General features: G+C 57.0%; 16 protein-coding genes. 11 read left to right on the plus strand and 5 right to left on the minus strand.

Annotated features, from left to right (window positions below; all coding sequences use genetic code 11):
• Window positions 1-22 precede the first annotated feature (22 nt).
• On the plus strand, window positions 23-88 hold the full coding sequence (argL, locus tag H7R58_RS25660) for a putative translational regulatory protein ArgL (RefSeq protein ID WP_374956744.1): 66 nt from the start codon (window positions 23-25) through the stop codon (window positions 86-88).
• Complete coding sequence (argF, locus tag H7R58_RS21070; protein ID WP_106927626.1) at window positions 88-1,092, plus strand: ornithine carbamoyltransferase; 1,005 nt, start codon at window positions 88-90, stop codon at window positions 1,090-1,092. The genes argL and argF overlap by 1 nt, the downstream gene beginning before the upstream one ends.
• Before the next feature lie 137 nt (window positions 1,093-1,229).
• Here the strand turns inward: argF and H7R58_RS21075 are convergent, their stop codons facing one another.
• Window positions 1,230-1,682 (minus strand): YhcH/YjgK/YiaL family protein, encoded by a 453-nt coding sequence (locus tag H7R58_RS21075; protein ID WP_106927596.1) that lies wholly within the window; start codon window positions 1,680-1,682, stop codon window positions 1,230-1,232.
• A gap of 262 nt (window positions 1,683-1,944) precedes the next feature.
• Between H7R58_RS21075 and H7R58_RS21080 the strand changes: the two genes are divergently transcribed.
• The 4 genes from H7R58_RS21080 (at window position 1,945) to ridA (ending at window position 3,955) form a co-directional block, all read left to right on the plus strand.
• Window positions 1,945-2,049: a pyrBI operon leader peptide gene (locus H7R58_RS21080; protein WP_072351778.1), complete on the plus strand. Its 105-nt coding sequence runs from the start codon at window positions 1,945-1,947 to the stop codon at window positions 2,047-2,049.
• Between the two features lie 36 nt (window positions 2,050-2,085).
• The gene (gene pyrB, locus H7R58_RS21085) at window positions 2,086-3,021 is read left to right on the plus strand and encodes an aspartate carbamoyltransferase (protein ID WP_106927594.1); all 936 of its coding nucleotides are present in this window, start codon (window positions 2,086-2,088) and stop codon (window positions 3,019-3,021) included.
• Between the two features lie 12 nt (window positions 3,022-3,033).
• Entirely contained in the window at window positions 3,034-3,495 is a 462-nt protein-coding gene (gene pyrI, locus H7R58_RS21090; RefSeq protein ID WP_106927592.1) for an aspartate carbamoyltransferase regulatory subunit, read from the plus strand.
• Between the two features lie 73 nt (window positions 3,496-3,568).
• Entirely contained in the window at window positions 3,569-3,955 is a 387-nt protein-coding gene (ridA, locus tag H7R58_RS21095; protein WP_000047540.1) for a 2-iminobutanoate/2-iminopropanoate deaminase, read from the plus strand.
• 160 nt (window positions 3,956-4,115) lie between these two features.
• On the opposite strand, the gene mgtA is transcribed toward ridA, so the two are convergent.
• Together mgtA and mgtL are read right to left on the minus strand one after the other, a co-directional pair.
• On the minus strand, window positions 4,116-6,824 hold the full coding sequence (mgtA, locus tag H7R58_RS21100) for a magnesium-translocating P-type ATPase (protein ID WP_182928406.1): 2,709 nt from the start codon (window positions 6,822-6,824) through the stop codon (window positions 4,116-4,118).
• Between the two features lie 150 nt (window positions 6,825-6,974).
• The gene (gene mgtL / locus H7R58_RS25665) at window positions 6,975-7,025 is read right to left on the minus strand and encodes a mgtA regulatory leader peptide MgtL (RefSeq protein ID WP_219906270.1); all 51 of its coding nucleotides are present in this window, start codon (window positions 7,023-7,025) and stop codon (window positions 6,975-6,977) included.
• A 156-nt stretch (window positions 7,026-7,181) separates the two neighbouring features.
• Between mgtL and treR the strand changes: the two genes are divergently transcribed.
• The 5 genes from treR (at window position 7,182) to nrdG (ending at window position 14,553) form a co-directional block, all read left to right on the plus strand.
• Window positions 7,182-8,129: a trehalose operon repressor TreR gene (gene treR / locus H7R58_RS21105; protein ID WP_106927588.1), complete on the plus strand. Its 948-nt coding sequence runs from the start codon at window positions 7,182-7,184 to the stop codon at window positions 8,127-8,129.
• A 194-nt stretch (window positions 8,130-8,323) separates the two neighbouring features.
• Window positions 8,324-9,745, plus strand: a complete 1,422-nt coding sequence (treB, locus tag H7R58_RS21110; RefSeq protein ID WP_182929567.1) for a PTS trehalose transporter subunit IIBC — start codon at window positions 8,324-8,326, stop codon at window positions 9,743-9,745.
• A gap of 57 nt (window positions 9,746-9,802) precedes the next feature.
• On the plus strand, window positions 9,803-11,458 hold the full coding sequence (gene treC / locus H7R58_RS21115) for an alpha,alpha-phosphotrehalase (RefSeq protein WP_182929568.1): 1,656 nt from the start codon (window positions 9,803-9,805) through the stop codon (window positions 11,456-11,458).
• A 384-nt stretch (window positions 11,459-11,842) separates the two neighbouring features.
• The gene (gene nrdD, locus H7R58_RS21120; protein WP_182928407.1) at window positions 11,843-13,981 is read left to right on the plus strand and encodes an anaerobic ribonucleoside-triphosphate reductase; all 2,139 of its coding nucleotides are present in this window, start codon (window positions 11,843-11,845) and stop codon (window positions 13,979-13,981) included.
• Between the two features lie 107 nt (window positions 13,982-14,088).
• Window positions 14,089-14,553: an anaerobic ribonucleoside-triphosphate reductase-activating protein gene (gene nrdG / locus H7R58_RS21125; RefSeq protein WP_106927580.1), complete on the plus strand. Its 465-nt coding sequence runs from the start codon at window positions 14,089-14,091 to the stop codon at window positions 14,551-14,553.
• A 17-nt stretch (window positions 14,554-14,570) separates the two neighbouring features.
• Here nrdG and H7R58_RS21130 read toward each other — a convergent pair whose 3' ends face one another.
• On the minus strand, window positions 14,571-16,484 hold the full coding sequence (locus H7R58_RS21130) for a BglG family transcription antiterminator (RefSeq protein WP_106927578.1): 1,914 nt from the start codon (window positions 16,482-16,484) through the stop codon (window positions 14,571-14,573).
• A gap of 22 nt (window positions 16,485-16,506) precedes the next feature.
• Window positions 16,507-17,658 carry a lactonase family protein gene (locus H7R58_RS21135; RefSeq protein ID WP_182929569.1) on the minus strand — a complete coding sequence of 384 codons (1,152 nt, stop codon included), beginning with the start codon at window positions 17,656-17,658 and terminating at the stop codon, window positions 16,507-16,509.
• Window positions 17,659-17,771: the final 113 nt, after the last annotated feature.

A 17,771-nucleotide genomic window follows, 5' to 3' on the forward strand; every position in this document is an offset into this window, starting at 1 on the left:
AGATTTGTTATGGGGGTTGCAAATGAATATTCATACATATAAAGTGAATTTTAATTCAATAAGTGGCTTAAGCCAGGTGAGGGAATGATGTCTACTCTGTATAAAAAGAACTTCTTAAAATTACTCGATTTTACCCCTGCAGAAATCACCACCCTGCTGCAGCTCGCGGCAAAACTCAAAGCGGATAAAAAAAGCGGCACGGAGTCGCCGAACCTGACCGGTAAAAACATCGCGCTCATCTTCGAAAAAGACTCAACCCGTACACGATGCTCTTTCGAAGTTGCCGCTTACGATCAGGGCGCCCGCGCTACCTACCTCGGCTCCAGCGGCAGCCAGATTGGCCACAAAGAATCCATTAAAGACACCGCCCGCGTGCTGGGCCGCATGTATGACGGTATTCAATACCGCGGCTACGGCCAGGAGATTGTCGAAACGCTGGCAGAGTACTCCGGCGTACCGGTATGGAACGGCCTGACCGATGAGTTTCACCCGACCCAGCTGCTGGCGGACCTGCTGACCATGCAGGAACATTTGCCGGGCAAAGCGTTCAATGAAATGACGCTGGTTTATGCAGGCGACGCGCGCAATAACATGGGTAACTCGATGCTCGAAGCGGCGGCGCTGACCGGCCTGGATTTGCGTCTCGTTGCGCCGCAGGCCTGCTGGCCGGAAGAGAGCCTGGTCGCCGAATGCAAAGCGCTGGCGCAGAAAAACGGCGGCAACGTCACGCTGACGGAAGATATTGCCGCAGGCGTGAAAGGCGCTGACTTTATCTATACCGATGTGTGGGTATCGATGGGGGAAGCCAAAGAGAAATGGGCAGAGCGTATCGCCCTGCTGCGCGGCTATCAGGTCAACAGCGCGATGATGAAATTGACCGGTAACCCGCAGGTGAAATTCCTGCACTGCCTGCCTGCGTTCCATGACGACCAGACGACGCTTGGCAAAAAAATGGCGGCGGAGTACGGCATGCACGGCGGCATGGAAGTGACCGACGAGGTCTTTGAATCGCCGGCGAGCATCGTGTTTGACCAGGCGGAAAACCGGATGCACACCATTAAAGCGGTGATGGTCGCGACGCTGAGCAAGTAACAGCAGCCACAGGACGCCGGGTTTTCCCGGCGTCGGCATTCTCTGCGGGTGGTAGGCCGGATAAGGCGGAACGTCGCCATCCGGCTTGACCACCGCATCGTGCCTGATGGCGCTACGCTTATCAGGCCGACTTATCTTCACGCCACCAGCAGTTTCACCACCAGCTTACGCACCTTCGCCGGCGCGCCCACGGCACACAGCGGTTTGTGCACTTCTCCCGGGTAAAACACCACGAAATCACCTTCGCTCATGACCACCATTTTTTCCTGCACGCCTTCCGGCAGGAACGCAATGTCTTTGTCCGCTAACCAGTCGGTATCCGGTTTACCCGCAGGCTGGGTGCTGAACGCCATGCCTTCCTGGCCGCTCAGTACGACCTGAATATCCAGGTAACGGGCGTGGTACTCTGCACGGCGGTCGGCAAACGGCTCGGTCATGTTTTCAGACACCATATAGAACAGGCGGCTGCCGTCGATATCGTATTTCCCTTCCGGGGTTTCAGCGGTGACGTTCGCCTTAATGTGGGCAATTGCCTGACGCAGTTCTTCCGGCAGCCAGGGCTGCACATTATGGATATTGCCAATAATCATCGTTCACTCCGCAAATAAAACAATGTTTCAATTTTCAGTTGTTATACGTAAATTTGCGATACCATACCAGCACTTTTTATCCTGTTATTACCATCCTGCCGGTTTAGCGCACACTTTGCCCCCCCGTCGAAATATGAATCAATATGCACATTTTCAGCATAGTTAAGGTATGAGAATCGTTTTCGTTGATTAAAGTGTGAATTCACCGCTTGATCGCCTACTAAAGCTGCGTATAATGCCACCCGTTTTGCCGGGAGGAATTATGGTTCAGTGTGTACGACATCGCGTCTTACCGCGTCTGAAAACAGACGCTGGCCTGCCGTTTTTCCTTTCCGTTGCATCCGTATTCGTAAAGCCCCTTATTTAAGGGGCTTTTTTTTTGCGCCGTCGTCAGGAGATAACCATGGCTAATCCGCTGTATCAAAAACACATCATTTCCATAAACGATCTCAGCCGCGAAGACCTTGAACTGGTTTTGGCGACCGCCGCTAAACTGAAAGCGAACCCACAGCCGGAGTTACTCAAGCATAAGGTTATCGCCAGCTGCTTCTTCGAAGCCTCGACGCGTACCCGTCTCTCCTTCGAAACCTCAATGCACCGCCTGGGCGCCAGCGTGGTCGGCTTCTCCGACAGCGCCAATACCTCACTCGGCAAAAAGGGCGAAACGCTGGCCGACACCATTTCGGTGATCAGCACCTATGTTGATGCCATCGTCATGCGCCACCCTCAGGAAGGCGCAGCACGTCTGGCAACCGAGTTTTCCGGCGGTGTTCCGGTGCTCAACGCTGGCGATGGCGCGAACCAACACCCGACCCAGACGCTGCTGGATCTGTTTACCATTCAGGAAACCCAGGGCCGTCTTGAGAACCTCAACATCGCGATGGTCGGTGACCTGAAGTACGGCCGCACCGTGCACTCACTCACCCAGGCGCTGGCGAAATTTAACGGCAACCGTTTCTACTTCATTGCCCCGGATGCGCTGGCCATGCCGCAGTACATCCTCGATATGCTCGACGAGAAAGGCATCGCCTGGAGCCTGCACAGCGCGATTGAGGAAGTGATGGCTGAAGTGGACATTCTCTACATGACCCGCGTACAGAAAGAGCGCCTCGATCCGTCGGAGTACGCCAACGTGAAAGCGCAGTTCGTGCTGCGCGCCGCCGACCTGACCGGTGCGCGCGACAACATGAAGGTGCTGCACCCGCTACCACGCATTGATGAAATCACCACGGATGTCGATAAAACGCCGCACGCCTGGTACTTCCAGCAGGCCGGCAACGGCATCTTCGCCCGCCAGGCGTTACTGGCACTGGTACTGAATAGCGAACTGGCTCTGTAAGGGGAAATGACGATGACACACGACAATAAATTGCAGGTAGAAGCCATCAAACGTGGCACCGTAATCGACCATATCCCGGCGCAGGTCGGCTTTAAGCTGCTGACGCTGTTCAAACTGACCGAAACCGACCAGCGCATCACCATCGGCCTGAACCTGCCGTCCGGCGAAATGGGCCGTAAAGACCTGATCAAAATCGAAAATACCTTCCTGACCGACGAGCAGGTGAACCAGCTGTCGCTGTACGCGCCGCAGGCGACCGTTAACCGCATCGACAACTATGAAGTGGTCGGCAAATCACGTCCTAGCCTGCCGGCGCGTATTGATAGCGTGCTGGTATGCCCGAACAGCAACTGCATCAGCCATGCCGAACCGGTTTCATCCAGTTTTGCAGTGAAAAAACGTGCCGATGACGTTGCACTCAAATGCAAATACTGCGAAAAAGAGTTTTCTCATTATGTGGTGCTGGCCAACTAATTGCGGTTGGTATTGGTTTTACGCGTCCCTATAATGGCTACGACCTAATTACTGCAGTTCATCTGGAGATATCATGAGCAAAACTATTGCGACGGAAAATGCACCAGCCGCTATCGGCCCTTACGTTCAGGGCGTTGACCTGGGCAGCATGATCATCACTTCCGGTCAGATCCCGGTTGACCCAAAAACCGGTAGCGTGCCGGAAGACGTGTCCGCACAGGCACGTCAGTCGCTGGATAACGTGAAAGCTATCGTTGAAGCCGCAGGCCTGAAAGTAGGCGACATCGTGAAAACCACCGTATTCGTAAAAGATCTCAACGATTTCGCGACCGTTAACGCCACCTACGAAGCGTTCTTCACCGAGCACAACGCCACCTTCCCGGCACGTTCTTGCGTCGAAGTGGCGCGTCTGCCGAAAGACGTAAAGATTGAAATCGAAGCGATTGCCGTTCGTCGCTAGTTTCGATGCAGTATGAAGAAAGGCAGCCAGTGGCTGCCTTTTTTGTTTGGCTGTGGCGTTTTCAACATCCCCCCTGTAGGCCGGATAAGGCGAAGCCGCCATCCGGCAACCTGCGCCATTCTGCCTGATGGCGCTTCGCTTATCAGGCCTACAATCGAGGTTACTGCCAGCCGTAGCGGCGGGTGAAGAACCCTTTCACCATCTGCGTGAAGGTCATGTAGCCCACCAGAATCGCCACCAGCCACGGGAAGTAGCTCAGCGGTAATGCTTCTAATTGCAGATAGCCTGCCAGCGGCGAGAACGGCAGCGCGATGCCCACGGCCATCACCAGCAGCGTCATCGCAAACAGCGGCCACGCGGCGCGGCTCTGTACGAACGGAATGCGGCGGGTACGAATCATGTGCACAATCAGCGTCTGCGACAGCAGCCCTTCGATAAACCAACCGGACTGGAACAGCGTCTGCATTTCCGGGGTATTGGCCTTAAACACCCACCACATCAAACAGAAGGTCAGAATGTCAAAGATGGAGCTGATCGGCCCGAAGAACACCATAAAGCGGCCGAGATCCGCCGGATTCCAGCGCTGGGGTTTACGAATCTGTTCGTCATCCACGTTATCAAACGGCAGCGCCACCTGGGATACATCGTACAGCAGGTTCTGAATCAGTAAGTGTAACGGCAGCATCGGCAGGAACGGCAGGAAGGCGCTGGCCACCAGCACGCTGAAGACGTTACCGAAGTTAGAGCTGGCGGTCATCTTGATGTACTTGAGCATATTCGAGAAGGTACGACGGCCTTCGATCACGCCCTCTTCCAGCACCATCAGGCTCTTTTCCAGCAGGATGATATCGGCCGCTTCACGGGCGATGTCCACCGCGCCGTCCACGGAAATACCAATATCCGCCGCGCGCAGCGCAGGCGCATCGTTGATGCCATCGCCCATAAAGCCCACCACGTGCCCTTCGCGTTTCAGCAGGGTGACAATGCGCTCTTTATGCATCGGGGTCAGGCGAGCAAACAGCGTGGTGCGCTGGGCAAGCTTCGCGAGCTCGTCATCGCTCAGGTGTTCAATCTCGCTACCGACAATCACATCACCCGCATCCAGCCCCACTTCGTGGCACACTTTCGCCGCCACCAGTTCGCTGTCACCGGTGAGAATTTTCACGGTGATGCCGCTGGCCTTGAGCGCCTTGAGCGCCGGTGCGGTGGTCTCTTTCGGCGGATCGAGGAACGCGATGTAGCCCTCGAGGATCAGATCCGATTCATCAATGCGCTGATAGTCGCCTTCGCGAGCCGGGAGATATTTGCTCGCCACCGCGACCACGCGCAGCCCCTGACGGTTCAGGGTATCGGTCACGCGTTTGATGCGGCGTAGCATGGTCTCATCCAGCGGCACAATTTCGCCGTTGTGATACACCTGAGTACAGACGTTCAGGATCTCCTGCAGCGCCCCTTTGCAAATCAGCTTATGTACGTCCGGCTTTTCACTCACCACCACCGACATGCGGCGGCGTTCGAAATCAAACGGGATCTCATCCACTTTCTGCCAGGCGGTAGACAGCTCGCGGGCCGCCACTTCATCGACCCCTTCCAGCACCGCGGTATCCAGCAGGTTTTTCAGCCCGGTCTGATAGTGGCTGTTGAGCCACGCCGTTTGCAGCACACGTTCGCTCACCTTGCCGGAGATATCGGTGTGGTTCTCCAGCACGATTTTGTCCTGAGTCAGCGTACCGGTTTTATCGGTGCACAGAATATCCATTGCGCCAAAGTTCTGAATGGCGTCGAGGTGCTTGACGATCACTTTCTGTTTCGACAGCTTCACCGCGCCGCGCGCCAGCGTCGAGGTGACGATCATCGGCAGCATTTCCGGCGTCAGGCCAACGGCGACGGAAAGGGCAAACAGCGCCGCTTCCCACCAGTCGCCTTTGGTATAACCGTTGATCACCAACACAATTGGCGCCATCACCAGCATAAAGCGGATCAGCAGCATACTGACGCGGCTGATGCCCTTCTGGAAGGCGTTCGGCTCGCTCTCCTGCTCGCTCACGCGACCGGCCAGTTGCCCAAACCAGGTGTTGGCCCCGGTGGCAATCACCATCGCCTGCGCGGTGCCGCTCACCACGTTAGTGCCCATAAAGCACAGGGTGTCGCATTCCAGCGGGTTAGTTTGCTGCGGCTCTCGGGTACGCGCCACCTTCTCTACCGGCAGCGATTCACCGGTCAGCGAAGCCTGCGCGACGAACAGATCGCGCGCCTGAATCACACGCAGATCGGCGGGGATCATATCGCCAGCCGCCAGCTTAATGATGTCGCCCGGCACCAGCTGGTCGATGGGCAGTTCAACCCAGCTACTCTCGCCCTTTTCATTGATAACGCGCAGTACCGTCGCGGTGTTGCTGACCATCGCTTTCAGGGTATCGGCGGCTTTGGTTGAGCGCGCTTCCTGAACGAAATTGAGCAGCGTGGAAATGCCCACCATCAGCACAATCACGCCGGCAGCAAACAGATCTTCAGTCGCATAGGAAACGGCGGCCAGTACGGTCAGCAGGATGTTGAACGGGTTGCGATAGCACAGCCACAGATGCACCCACCACGGCTGCGGCTGCTGTGCCGGCAACTGGTTTTCACCGTGGGCAGCGCGCGCCTGCTCAACTTCGGCGGCATTCAGCCCTTCCGGATGACTATGAAACGCCTGCCACAGCTCGCGCTCGCTGAGCTGAGCCATTTTCAGGCAGTGCTCGCTAAGCGACGGTGGAATCGGCGTATTGGCGACGCTTTGCTGAGTGGGCATCGGATCGCGCTGGACTAAACGGCGCGGCAAATGGCGGCCAAGCTGTGCAAACAGCTGCCGGGTTAAATTTTTCAGCATACAAAATCCCCCTGCGACTACCGCTGGCAGACGCAGTCAGACCCACGGGTACAGTCAATCTGTACCGCACAGGCACTCAATTTTTATTGCAGGGACACGATTGTGGAATGTCACTGCCTCACGTCATCGGCAAGGCAGCGCAATACTGACTTACCGGTAGGTTACTCTCCAGCACGAGAGAGGTGTGGGATCGGGATCCATAAAGCCTCCGGTAAGGTTGATGAAATAAAACGCCGCGAATTATACGCAGAAAATCATAAGTTTTGTGACTATTTGAGCGATATAATAACGGCAAGTCATTCAACAACACGTCAACCATCTGGTCTGACGGTAAAAATATTCACGCGGGGCAACGCTATGCAAGATCGGCTGACTATCAAAGATATCGCTCGCCTGAGTGGTGTTGGCAAATCAACCGTGTCCCGCGTGCTGAACAACGAAAGCGGCGTCAGCGAACGCACCCGCGAGCGCGTTGAAGCGGTAATGATGCAACACGGTTTCTCCCCTTCCCGCTCCGCGCGCGCCATGCGCGGGCAAAGCGATAAAGTGGTCGCCATCATCGTTACGCGTCTGGATTCGCTCTCTGAAAATCTGGCGGTGCAAACCATGCTGCCCGCATTCTACGAGCAGGGCTACGACCCGATCATGATGGAAAGCCAGTTCTCGCCAGAGAAAGTGGCGGAGCATCTGGCGATGCTGAAGCGCCGCAATATCGACGGCGTCATTCTGTTTGGTTTTACCGGCGTCAATGAAGAGACGCTGGCCAACTGGCAGCCCTCTCTGGTACTCATTGCCCGCGACGCCAGCGGCTTCTCTTCCGTCTGCTATGACGATAACGGTGCCATCACGCAGTTGATGCAGCGACTGTATAAACAGGGGCATCGTCATATCAGCTTCCTCGGCGTGCCGACCAGCGACGTCACCACTGGCCAGCGCCGTTACGATGCCTATCAGGACTTCTGCCAGCGTCATCAGCTGACGCCGGTCGCCGCGCTGCCCGGCCTGGCGATGAAACAGGGCTACGACTTCGCCCGCCAGGTACTCACCCCAGAGACCACCGCACTCATTTGCGCTACCGATACGCTGGCCCTGGGCGCCAGCAAGTACCTGCAAGAGCAGCGCATCAATAGCGTGCAGCTGGCGAGCGTTGGTAATACTCCGCTCACCAAGTTCCTGCACCCGGAAATTATTACCGTCGATCCCGGCTACGCCGAGGCTGGACGCCGCGCCGCAGAGCAGCTGGTTACCCTGATCGGCGGGCGCAGCGAGCCGAAACAGATAGTGATCCCCGCCGTTCTCGCCTAAGCGTAATGTCAGCTTTAGTGTGATCGTTGCAACGTTTCGGGAACGTTCCCATTCTCCATAAACGATAAACCCGCTACGCTTATATTCAGCGTATTACTCACGATTCATATCCTGAGCCCGTCGGATCGCCAGCGTAACGGCAGTCTGCATTGACGGCTATCGGGGAGATCTTATCTCTGTTTGAAGGCCCTATCATGAGCAAAAAAATAGACCAAAAGAACATCGATAAACTTATCGAACTGGTCGGCGGACGCGACAATATCGCGACCGTCAGCCACTGCATCACGCGCCTGCGCTTTGTGCTGAACGATCCGGCCAAAGCCTCCCCGAAAGCCATTGAAGAATTGCCGATGGTAAAGGGCTGCTTTACCAACGCAGGGCAGTTCCAGGTCGTTATCGGCACCGAAGTAGGCGACTACTATCAGGCTTTACTGGCGACCACCGGGCAAAAAGAGGCGGATAAAGAACAGGCCAAGCTGGCAGCACGCCAGAATATGAAATGGCACGAGCAGTTAATTTCCCACTTTGCGGAAATCTTCTTCCCGCTGCTGCCGGCGCTGATCAGCGGGGGTCTGATCTTAGGCTTCCGCAACGTCATCGGCGACCTGCCGATGAGCAACGGCCAGACGCTGGCGCAGATGCATCCGTCGCTGCAAACCATTTATGACTTCTTATGGCTGATTGGCGAAGCCATCTTCTTCTACCTGCCGGTAGGCATCTGCTGGTCGGCGGTGAAGAAAATGGGCGGTACGCCGATTCTCGGCATCGTGCTGGGCGTCACCCTGGTGTCACCGCAGCTGATGAACGCCTACATGCTAGGCCAGCAGGTACCGGAAGTGTGGAACTTCGGCCTGTTTACCATTGCCAAAGTCGGCTACCAGGCTCAGGTCATCCCGGCGCTGCTGGCAGGCCTGACGCTCGGCTTTATTGAGACGCGCCTGAAACGCATCGTGCCTGACTACCTGTACCTGGTGATCGTGCCGGTGTGTTCCATCATTCTCGCCGTATTCCTTGCTCACGCCATCATCGGCCCGTTCGGCCGCTGGATTGGCGACGGCGTGGCCTTTGCCGTTCGTCACCTGATGACCGGCAGCTTCGCGCCAATTGGCGCCGCGCTGTTTGGCTTCCTGTATGCGCCGCTGGTGATTACCGGCGTGCACCAGACTACGCTGGCGATTGATATGCAGATGATCCAGAGCATGGGCGGCACCCCGGTATGGCCGATGATTGCCCTGTCTAACATCGCACAGGCTTCTGCGGTTGTCGGCATCATCATTTGCAGCCGTAAGGCGAATGAACGTGAGATCTCCGTCCCGGCGGCCATTTCCGCCTACCTTGGCGTCACCGAACCGGCGATGTACGGGATCAACCTGAAGTATCGCTTCCCGATGCTCTGCGCCATGATTGGCTCCGGCATCGCCGGCCTGCTGTGCGGCCTGTATGGCGTGATGGCGAACGGTATCGGCGTCGGCGGCCTGCCGGGCATTCTGTCCATTAAACCGGCCTTCTGGGGCATCTACAGCCTTGCGATGATTATCGCCGTCGTGGTGCCCATCCTTCTGACCATGGCGGTGTACAAGCGCAAGCTGCGTCAGGGCACGCTGCCGGTCGTGTAAATCTCAACTCTGTTCGGGGCGCAATTGCGCCCCTTCGCCTTCTTAAAGGACAATCCCATGAATACACTTCCCCACTGGTGGCAAAACGGCGTTATCTACCAGATTTACCCGAAGAGCTTTCAGGACACCACCGGCCGCGGCACGGGAGATCTGCGCGGTGTGACGTCTCGTCTCGACTACCTGCAAAAACTCGGCATCGACGCCATCTGGCTGACCCCGTTCTACGTCTCACCGCAGGTCGACAACGGTTATGACGTCGCCAACTATACGGCGATCGATCCGTCTTACGGTACGCTCGACGACTTCGATCAACTGGTTGCCGAGGCGCACCAGCGCGGTATCCGCATCGTGCTCGACATGGTGTTGAATCACACCTCAACGCATCACGCATGGTTCAAAGAATCGCGTAAAAAAGAGAGCCCTTACCGCTCGTTTTACATCTGGCGCGACGGTACGCCGGACGCGCCGCCGAACAACTGGCGTTCCAAGTTTGGCGGTAACGCCTGGCAGTGGGACGCCGAGAGCGGCCAGTACTATCTGCACCTGTTCGCCACCGAGCAGGCGGACCTCAACTGGGAAAACGACGCGGTGCGCGCCGAGCTGAAAAAGGTCTGCGAGTTCTGGGCCGATCGCGGCGTCGACGGCCTGCGTCTCGACGTCGTCAACCTGATCTCCAAGGATCAATCCTTCCCGGACGACCATCAGGGTGACGGCCGCCGCTTCTATACCGATGGCCCACGCGCCCATGAATTCCTCCAGGAGTTCAGCCGCGACGTCTTTACCCCGCGCCAGCTGATGACCGTCGGCGAGATGTCCTCAACCTCTCTGGAAAATTGTCAGCAGTACGCCTCGCTCGACGGTAAAGAGCTGTCGATGACGTTCAATTTCCACCACCTCAAGGTCGACTACCCGGGCGGCGAGAAGTGGACGCTGGCGCGCCCGGACTACGTCGCGCTGAAAACCCTGTTCAGCCACTGGCAGCAGGGAATGCACAACCGGGCGTGGAACGCGCTGTTCTGGTGTAACCACGACCAGCCGCGCATCGTCTCGCGCTTTGGCGATGAAGGCGAGCACCGCGTCACCGCCGCCAAAATGCTCGCTATGGTGCTACACGGCATGCAGGGCACGCCGTATATCTATCAGGGCGAAGAGATTGGCATGACCAACCCGCATTTCGCTACGATTGAGCAGTATCGCGACGTAGAAAGCCACAATATGTACGCCGAGCGGCTGGCAGAGGGGCAACGCGCCGATGAGCTGCTGGCGATCCTGGCCAGCAAATCACGCGACAACAGCCGCACGCCGATGCAGTGGGATGCCAGCACCAACGCCGGCTTTACCCGCGGCGAACCGTGGATTGGCGTCTGCGATAATTACGCCGACATCAACGTTGAGCGCGCGCTGGCCGATCCGCATTCGGTGTTCTATGCCTACCAGCAGCTGATTGCGCTGCGCAAGTCGCAGCCGGTGCTGACCTGGGGTGACTATCAGGATCTGCTGCCAGAACATCCTTCTCTGTGGTGCTACCGCCGTCAGTGGCAAGGGCAAACGCTGCTGGTGCTTGCCAACCTCAGCGGTGAGCACCAGACGTGGCAGCCAACGGAAGACCTTGCCGATGCGCGCGTGCTGATGAGCAACTACGACGATGCCGCAGCCTCCCCTACCGCCATCACCCTGCGTCCGTTTGAAGCTATCTGGTGGCTTCAGGGCTAAGCATCCTGCCCGGTAGCGCTGTGCTGCCGGGCCTGCCTGCATCTCGCTGTTTCCACGCCCTTTTCTGGACATTTATTGCGCAATAAAATTTACATAATCCATAACGCCTGCCATATGTACTCTCGCATTTTTACTTTGTCCTGAATCAATAAAAGCGCAAACAAGTTTGATGCAAATCACTACATATAGAACTTAAAATGCACCCCGGCCCAACATATGGTGTTTATCGACTATTATTGCCACAATGAGAATTACCAAAAAATAGCCGGTATGTGGATAACCTGGGCCGCGAGTGGGGGAAAGTATTGGTTAATAGCACCATTACGCCATTCACCGTTTTCCCACTTCTGTGGATAACCTGTTCTTATAAATAATGGAGTGATCATGACACCGCATGTGATGAAACGAGATGGCTGTAAAGTGCCGTTCAAATCAGAGCGCATCAAAGAAGCAATTCTGCGTGCAGCTAAAGCAGCGGGAGTCGATGACGCAGATTATTGCGCCACCGTCGCAGCAATCGTAAGCCAACAAATGCAGGGCCAGGCGCAGGTTGATATCAACGAAATCCAGACCGCCGTTGAGAACCAGCTGATGTCCGGGCCGTACAAACAGCTGGCTCGTTCCTATATCGAATACCGCCACGACCGCGATAGCCAGCGCGAGAAGCGCGGCCGCCTGAACCAGGAAATTCGTGGTCTGGTCGAGCAGACCAACTCGGCGCTGCTCAACGAAAACGCCAACAAAGACAGTAAAGTCATCCCGACCCAGCGCGATCTGCTGGCCGGTATCGTCGCCAAGCACTACGCCCGCCAGCACCTGCTGCCGCATGACGTGGTGATGGCGCACGAGCGCGGCGTGATTCACTATCACGACCTCGACTACTCGCCGTTCTTCCCGATGTTCAACTGCATGTTGATCGATCTGAAAGGCATGCTGACGCTGGGCTTCAAAATGGGTAACGCGGAAATCGAGCCGCCGAAATCCATCTCGACCGCTACGGCGGTTACCGCACAAATCATCGCGCAGGTTGCCAGCCACATTTACGGCGGTACCACCATTAACCGTATTGATGAAGTGCTGGCGCCGTTCGTGACCGAAAGCTTCAACAAACACCGCAAAATTGCCGACGAATGGCAGATTCCAAACGCCGAAGAGTATGCGCGTACCCGCACCGAGAAAGAGTGCTACGACGCCTTCCAGTCACTGGAGTATGAAGTTAACACGCTGCATACCGCCAACGGCCAGACGCCGTTCGTGACTTTCGGTTTCGGCCTCGGCACCAGTTGGGAATCGCGCCTGATTCAGCAGTCCATTCTGCGTAACCGCATCGCGGGCCTCGGCAAAAATCGCAAAACTGCGGTGTTCCCGAAGCTGGTCTTCGCGATCCGCGACGGCCTGAACCACAAGCCTGGCGATGCCAACTACGACATTAAACAGCTGGCGCTGGAGTGCGCAAGCAAGCGCATGTACCCGGATATTCTCAACTACGATCAGGTGGTTAAAGTCACCGGTTCGTTTAAAACCCCGATGGGCTGCCGCAGCTTCCTCGGCGTGTGGGAAAACGAGAACGGCGAACAGGTACACGACGGGCGTAACAACCTGGGCGTGATCAGCCTGAACCTACCGCGCATCGCGCTGGAAGCCAAAGGTGACGAAGCGGCATTCTGGGCGCTGCTGGACGAGCGCCTGGTGCTGGCGCGTAAAGCGCTGATGACCCGCATTGCGCGTCTGGAAGGGGTGAAAGCCCGCGTGGCGCCAATCCTGTACATGGAAGGGGCGTGCGGCGTGCGCCTGAAAGCCGACGACGACGTATCCGAAATCTTCAAAAACGGCCGCGCATCTATTTCGCTGGGTTATATCGGCATCCACGAAACCATCAACGCGCTGTTCGGCAATCAGCATATGTACGACAGCGAAATGCTGCGTGAGAAAGGCGTGGCGATTGTTCAGCGTCTGCGCGATGCAGTTGACCAGTGGAAAGACGAAACCGGCTACGGCTTCAGCCTGTACAGCACGCCGAGCGAAAACCTCTGCGACCGCTTCTGCCGTCTCGACACCGCAGAATTTGGCGTGGTGGAAGGCGTGACGGATAAAGGCTACTACACCAACAGCTTCCACCTCGACGTGGAGAAAAAGGTTAACCCGTACGACAAGATCGACTTCGAAGCACCGTACCCACCGCTGGCCAACGGCGGCTTCATTTGCTACGGCGAGTACCCGAACATCCAACACAACCTGAAGGCGCTGGAAGACGTGTGGGATTACAGCTATCAGCACGTGCCGTACTACGGCACCAACACGCCGATCGACGAATGCTACGAGTGCGGCTTTACCGGTGAGTTCGAGTGCACCAGCAAAGGCTTCACCTGCCCGAAATGCGGTAACCACGACGCAGCCCGCGTCTCCGTTACCCGCCGCGTGTGCGGTTACCTCGGCAGCCCGGACGCGCGTCCGTTCAACGCCGGTAAGCAGGAAGAAGTTAAGCGCCGCGTTAAGCACCTGGGTAACGGGCAGCTCGGTTAAGGCCGAGCGGTTATCCCCTCACCCTAACCCTCTCCCCACAGGGGAGAGGGGACCGTTTTACCGCTCGCTGTACGGCCGTATGCTGGCCGAAAATCTGGAACGCGAAAATGAACTTCCATCAATATTACCCGGTTGATATCGTCAACGGCCCCGGCACGCGCTGCACGCTGTTTGTTTCCGGCTGCGTGCACGAATGCCCCGGCTGCTACAACAAGAGCACCTGGCGGGTGAACTCCGGCCAGCCGTTTACGACCGAAATGGCCGACCGCATTATCGCCGACCTCAACGACACCCGCGTCAAGCGTCAGGGGATTTCGCTCTCCGGCGGCGACCCGCTGCATCCGCAGAACGTGCCGGAAATTCTCCAGCTGGTTCAGCGCATCCGCGCCGAATGCCCCGGCAAAGATATCTGGGTCTGGACCGGCTATAAGATTGACGAACTCGATGCCGCACAGAGGGAGGTCGTCGACCTTATCAACGTGCTGGTTGACGGTAAGTTTGTGCAGGATTTAAAAGACCCGTCGCTGATCTGGCGCGGCAGCAGTAATCAGGTGGTGCACCACCTGCGCTAATCGCTTTCGTCAGCCGTTTAAAACCGGCTGACGCACTCCATCGCCACCGTTTTAAACTCATCAAAACTGCGGGTGGCCGACAGCCGGGCCATGGCGCGCTCGCGCAGGAAGGTGACGAAAATATCGTAAATCGCCATCGCCTCTTCATACTCGCTTTTACTGATCGCCAGCAGGAAAATGATGTGGGCGGTTTCATCGCCCCAGGCAATACCGTCAGGCGCAATGACGGTGTAGACCACGGTCTTTTTCGCGAGCAGACCCAGCGCGTGCGGTAACGCAATGCCGTCGCCAAGCATCGTGCTGACTATCGCTTCACGCTCCACCACCGAGTCATAAAACTCCGCATCAACAAATCCTTCCTGCTGCAGCTGCTGACACAGCTCGGCAAACAGGCTTTGCTGGTCGAGCGGCCCGTCGATGACCCGGAAATGCGCAGCGTCAAAGTACTTATTCAGCATAAACGGACGCGTCCGATCCACCAGCACCAGCTTGCCAATTTGTTCCAGCTGATAGTCGGTTGGGAACGGGGCAATCGTCACAATCGGTTTGTCTTTTTCACTGATACGCACCGTCGAGATGACAAAGTCTTCGGCGATGGTCTCCCGCTGTTCGTAATCACGCTGGGAGAGCGTGGCAGCGATTTCCACCTGCGGGTATTTGCGCTGCAAAATAGCCTCGATCATACGCGCCATCGCATTACCCGCATCACAAACCAGCAGCACCTTTGGCTGGCGCTGATAGCCAATGTTGTAATGGCGCTCAAGCCCTACGCCGATGTGCAGCACCAGAAAACCGATTTCGTTTTCGCTGATGGTATACGGCGTATATTTTCCCCAGCTCGATACCGCCGCCAGCGTCATATCCCACGCCATCGGGTAGTGCTGCTTAATATTATCGAGCAGCGGATTGGGGATCATTATCTGATAGCGCACGCGGGTGATCATCGTCTTGATATGGGTGAGCAGGTCAGCGTGCAGTTGGGCATCGTCCAGCAGGTTGTAGTTATACTGCTGGTTAATGTAGCGCAGGATGTAATTCACCAGCGCTTCGTCGTCGTCCGCGCTGATGGTTTCCGGGTCGACGTCCTGCACCTGGCGAGCGGCAAGATGCACGCAGAGCCAGGCTTCTTCCGCCGACGAAAAGGGCTTTCCCGCCAGCTGCTGCAGGGCGAGGGCAACCTCATGGGCAGCATCGCGCACGTTCTGCGCGACCTCTTCCGCGCTGAAATCCGCCAACGGAAAACCTTCACTCACCCGACGTACCGCCACGGCGCCGTACAGACAGATAAAGCGCTCGCCTTCATCGGTTACGCGAACATGATGGCGAGGTAATACCTCCTGCAGCACGCCTTCCAGCAGCGTGGGAACGCTCGCATCAAATACGCCTTCGTGAACCACCGGGTTTAACGCCCCTTGCTGGCTCAGCTCCCACAGTAAATCGGTCAGGCAGGCACGAATCGACACTTCGCTACCGAACAGCTTCATCCCATGGCGCGGGCGCGTCTCCAGCGTAAGCTGATAACGCGCGAGGCGCTCACGAACGTCGACCATGTCATTTTGTAGCGTTGCCCGGCTGACGAACCACTCATCGGCCAGGTCTTCCAGCTTAATGGAAAACGCTGAGGTCAAAAAGCGTACCAGCAGAAAATGCACGCGATCCTGGACGGTGCGGGGTATATGCAGCTGCGGCTTAGGCGCCGATGCTTCCAGCGCCTGATAGCGCGAAGGGTCGTCAATTTTCAGCTGATAACCGCTGCCGCGCGCGAGAACGAACTGTGCGCCGTACTGATGCAAAAGCGCGTTGAGCGCCGTAATATCGGCGCGCACGGTGCGGGTTGAAACCGACAGCCGCTGCGCCAGTTCGTCCTGGGGCAGCGTTTCGTTTTGCAGCAGAGTGAAGAGTTGCGCTAAACGTTGATTGGGAAATCGCATGTCGGTTCCTTGATGTTATGGCTTAAGGTTGAGCAGAAATCACCATCTGCGATGGGCTGCCTACCGGGGTATAGTCCGGTAAAAACGTCAGCCGGCCGTCCTTCGGCGCGACGCTAAAACGGGTAATATTATCACTACGCTGATTCATGACGTATAGCCAATGTCCTTGTTTATCAAGCGTTAGCGTTCGCGGATAGTCCCCGCGCGTCCAGATATCCTCTTGATGCGTCAGGCTGCCATCGGCCATCACGCTAAAGTGAGCGATGCTGTTATGCAGACGGTTAGCCACGTAGAGCTGCTTACCGTCCGGGCTCAGCACCAGGCCCGCAGCAAAGCTGGTGCCTTTGTACGCTTTCGGCAATGCCGAGATCGTTTTACCTTCACGCAGCACCCCGCTTTGTTTATCAAGGTGATAGAAAGTCAGCGTGGAAGCCTCTTCGTTAATCAACCAGAGTCCATCACCCGCAGGCGTAAAGACGAAGTGCCGTGGACCGGCCCCGGCGGAAGAGGCGGCGATAAACGGCGGATCGTTCGGCGTGAGCTTGCCGCTGGCGCTGTCCATGCGGTATTGGTAGAGACGATCCAACCCCAGATCGGTGGAGTAAACAAACCGCCCGCTCGGATCGGCGGCCACCATATGCGCATGCGGGCCGTTATGATCGCTGATAGCAAAGCTACCTTCGACGGCCGCCGCTGGGCGCGCAGCCCCCGCAGGACCTTGATCCTGATGCACATCCACCGCCTCGCCAAGGCTACCGTCCTCTTTCACCGGCAGGACGGCAATCGAGCCGCTGACATAGTTTGCCACCAGAAGATGACGGCCATTTGGCGTAAGCGAAAGATAAACCGGGCCCGCGCCGCCGGAAGCCACCTGATTCAGGCTGCTTAGCTCGCCGTTCGCAGCAATGCGCCACGCCTGCACCACGCCTTTTTCCACCTCGCTGGCGGCGTAAAGCGTTTTGCCATCCTGGCTGACGGTCAGCTGCGCAACGTTCGGTAGCGAACTGACGAGCGCTTTATCGCGCAGCTCGCCGGTTTTTCCATCGACGGTAAATCGATACAGACCTTCGCCGTTAGGGTTGTAGGTGCCCACCCAAGCGTACTGGGTCTGCGCGGCGGTGCTGGCGGCAAGCAGAGAGAGTGAAGCAACAAGCAGGTGACGAGCGGTTGGCATGGTGACTCCTTGATGGTTCGGTGGGGGTTTTCCCCCTCACCCTAACCCTCTCCCCTGAGGGGCGAGGGGACCGTTCGGTGCGTTTACGCACGAGAGGCGCAAAAGGCACGGTA

The sequence above is a fragment of the Klebsiella sp. WP4-W18-ESBL-05 genome (assembly GCF_014169075.1).
Classification (GTDB): Bacteria; Pseudomonadota; Gammaproteobacteria; order Enterobacterales; family Enterobacteriaceae; genus Kluyvera; species Kluyvera ascorbata_B.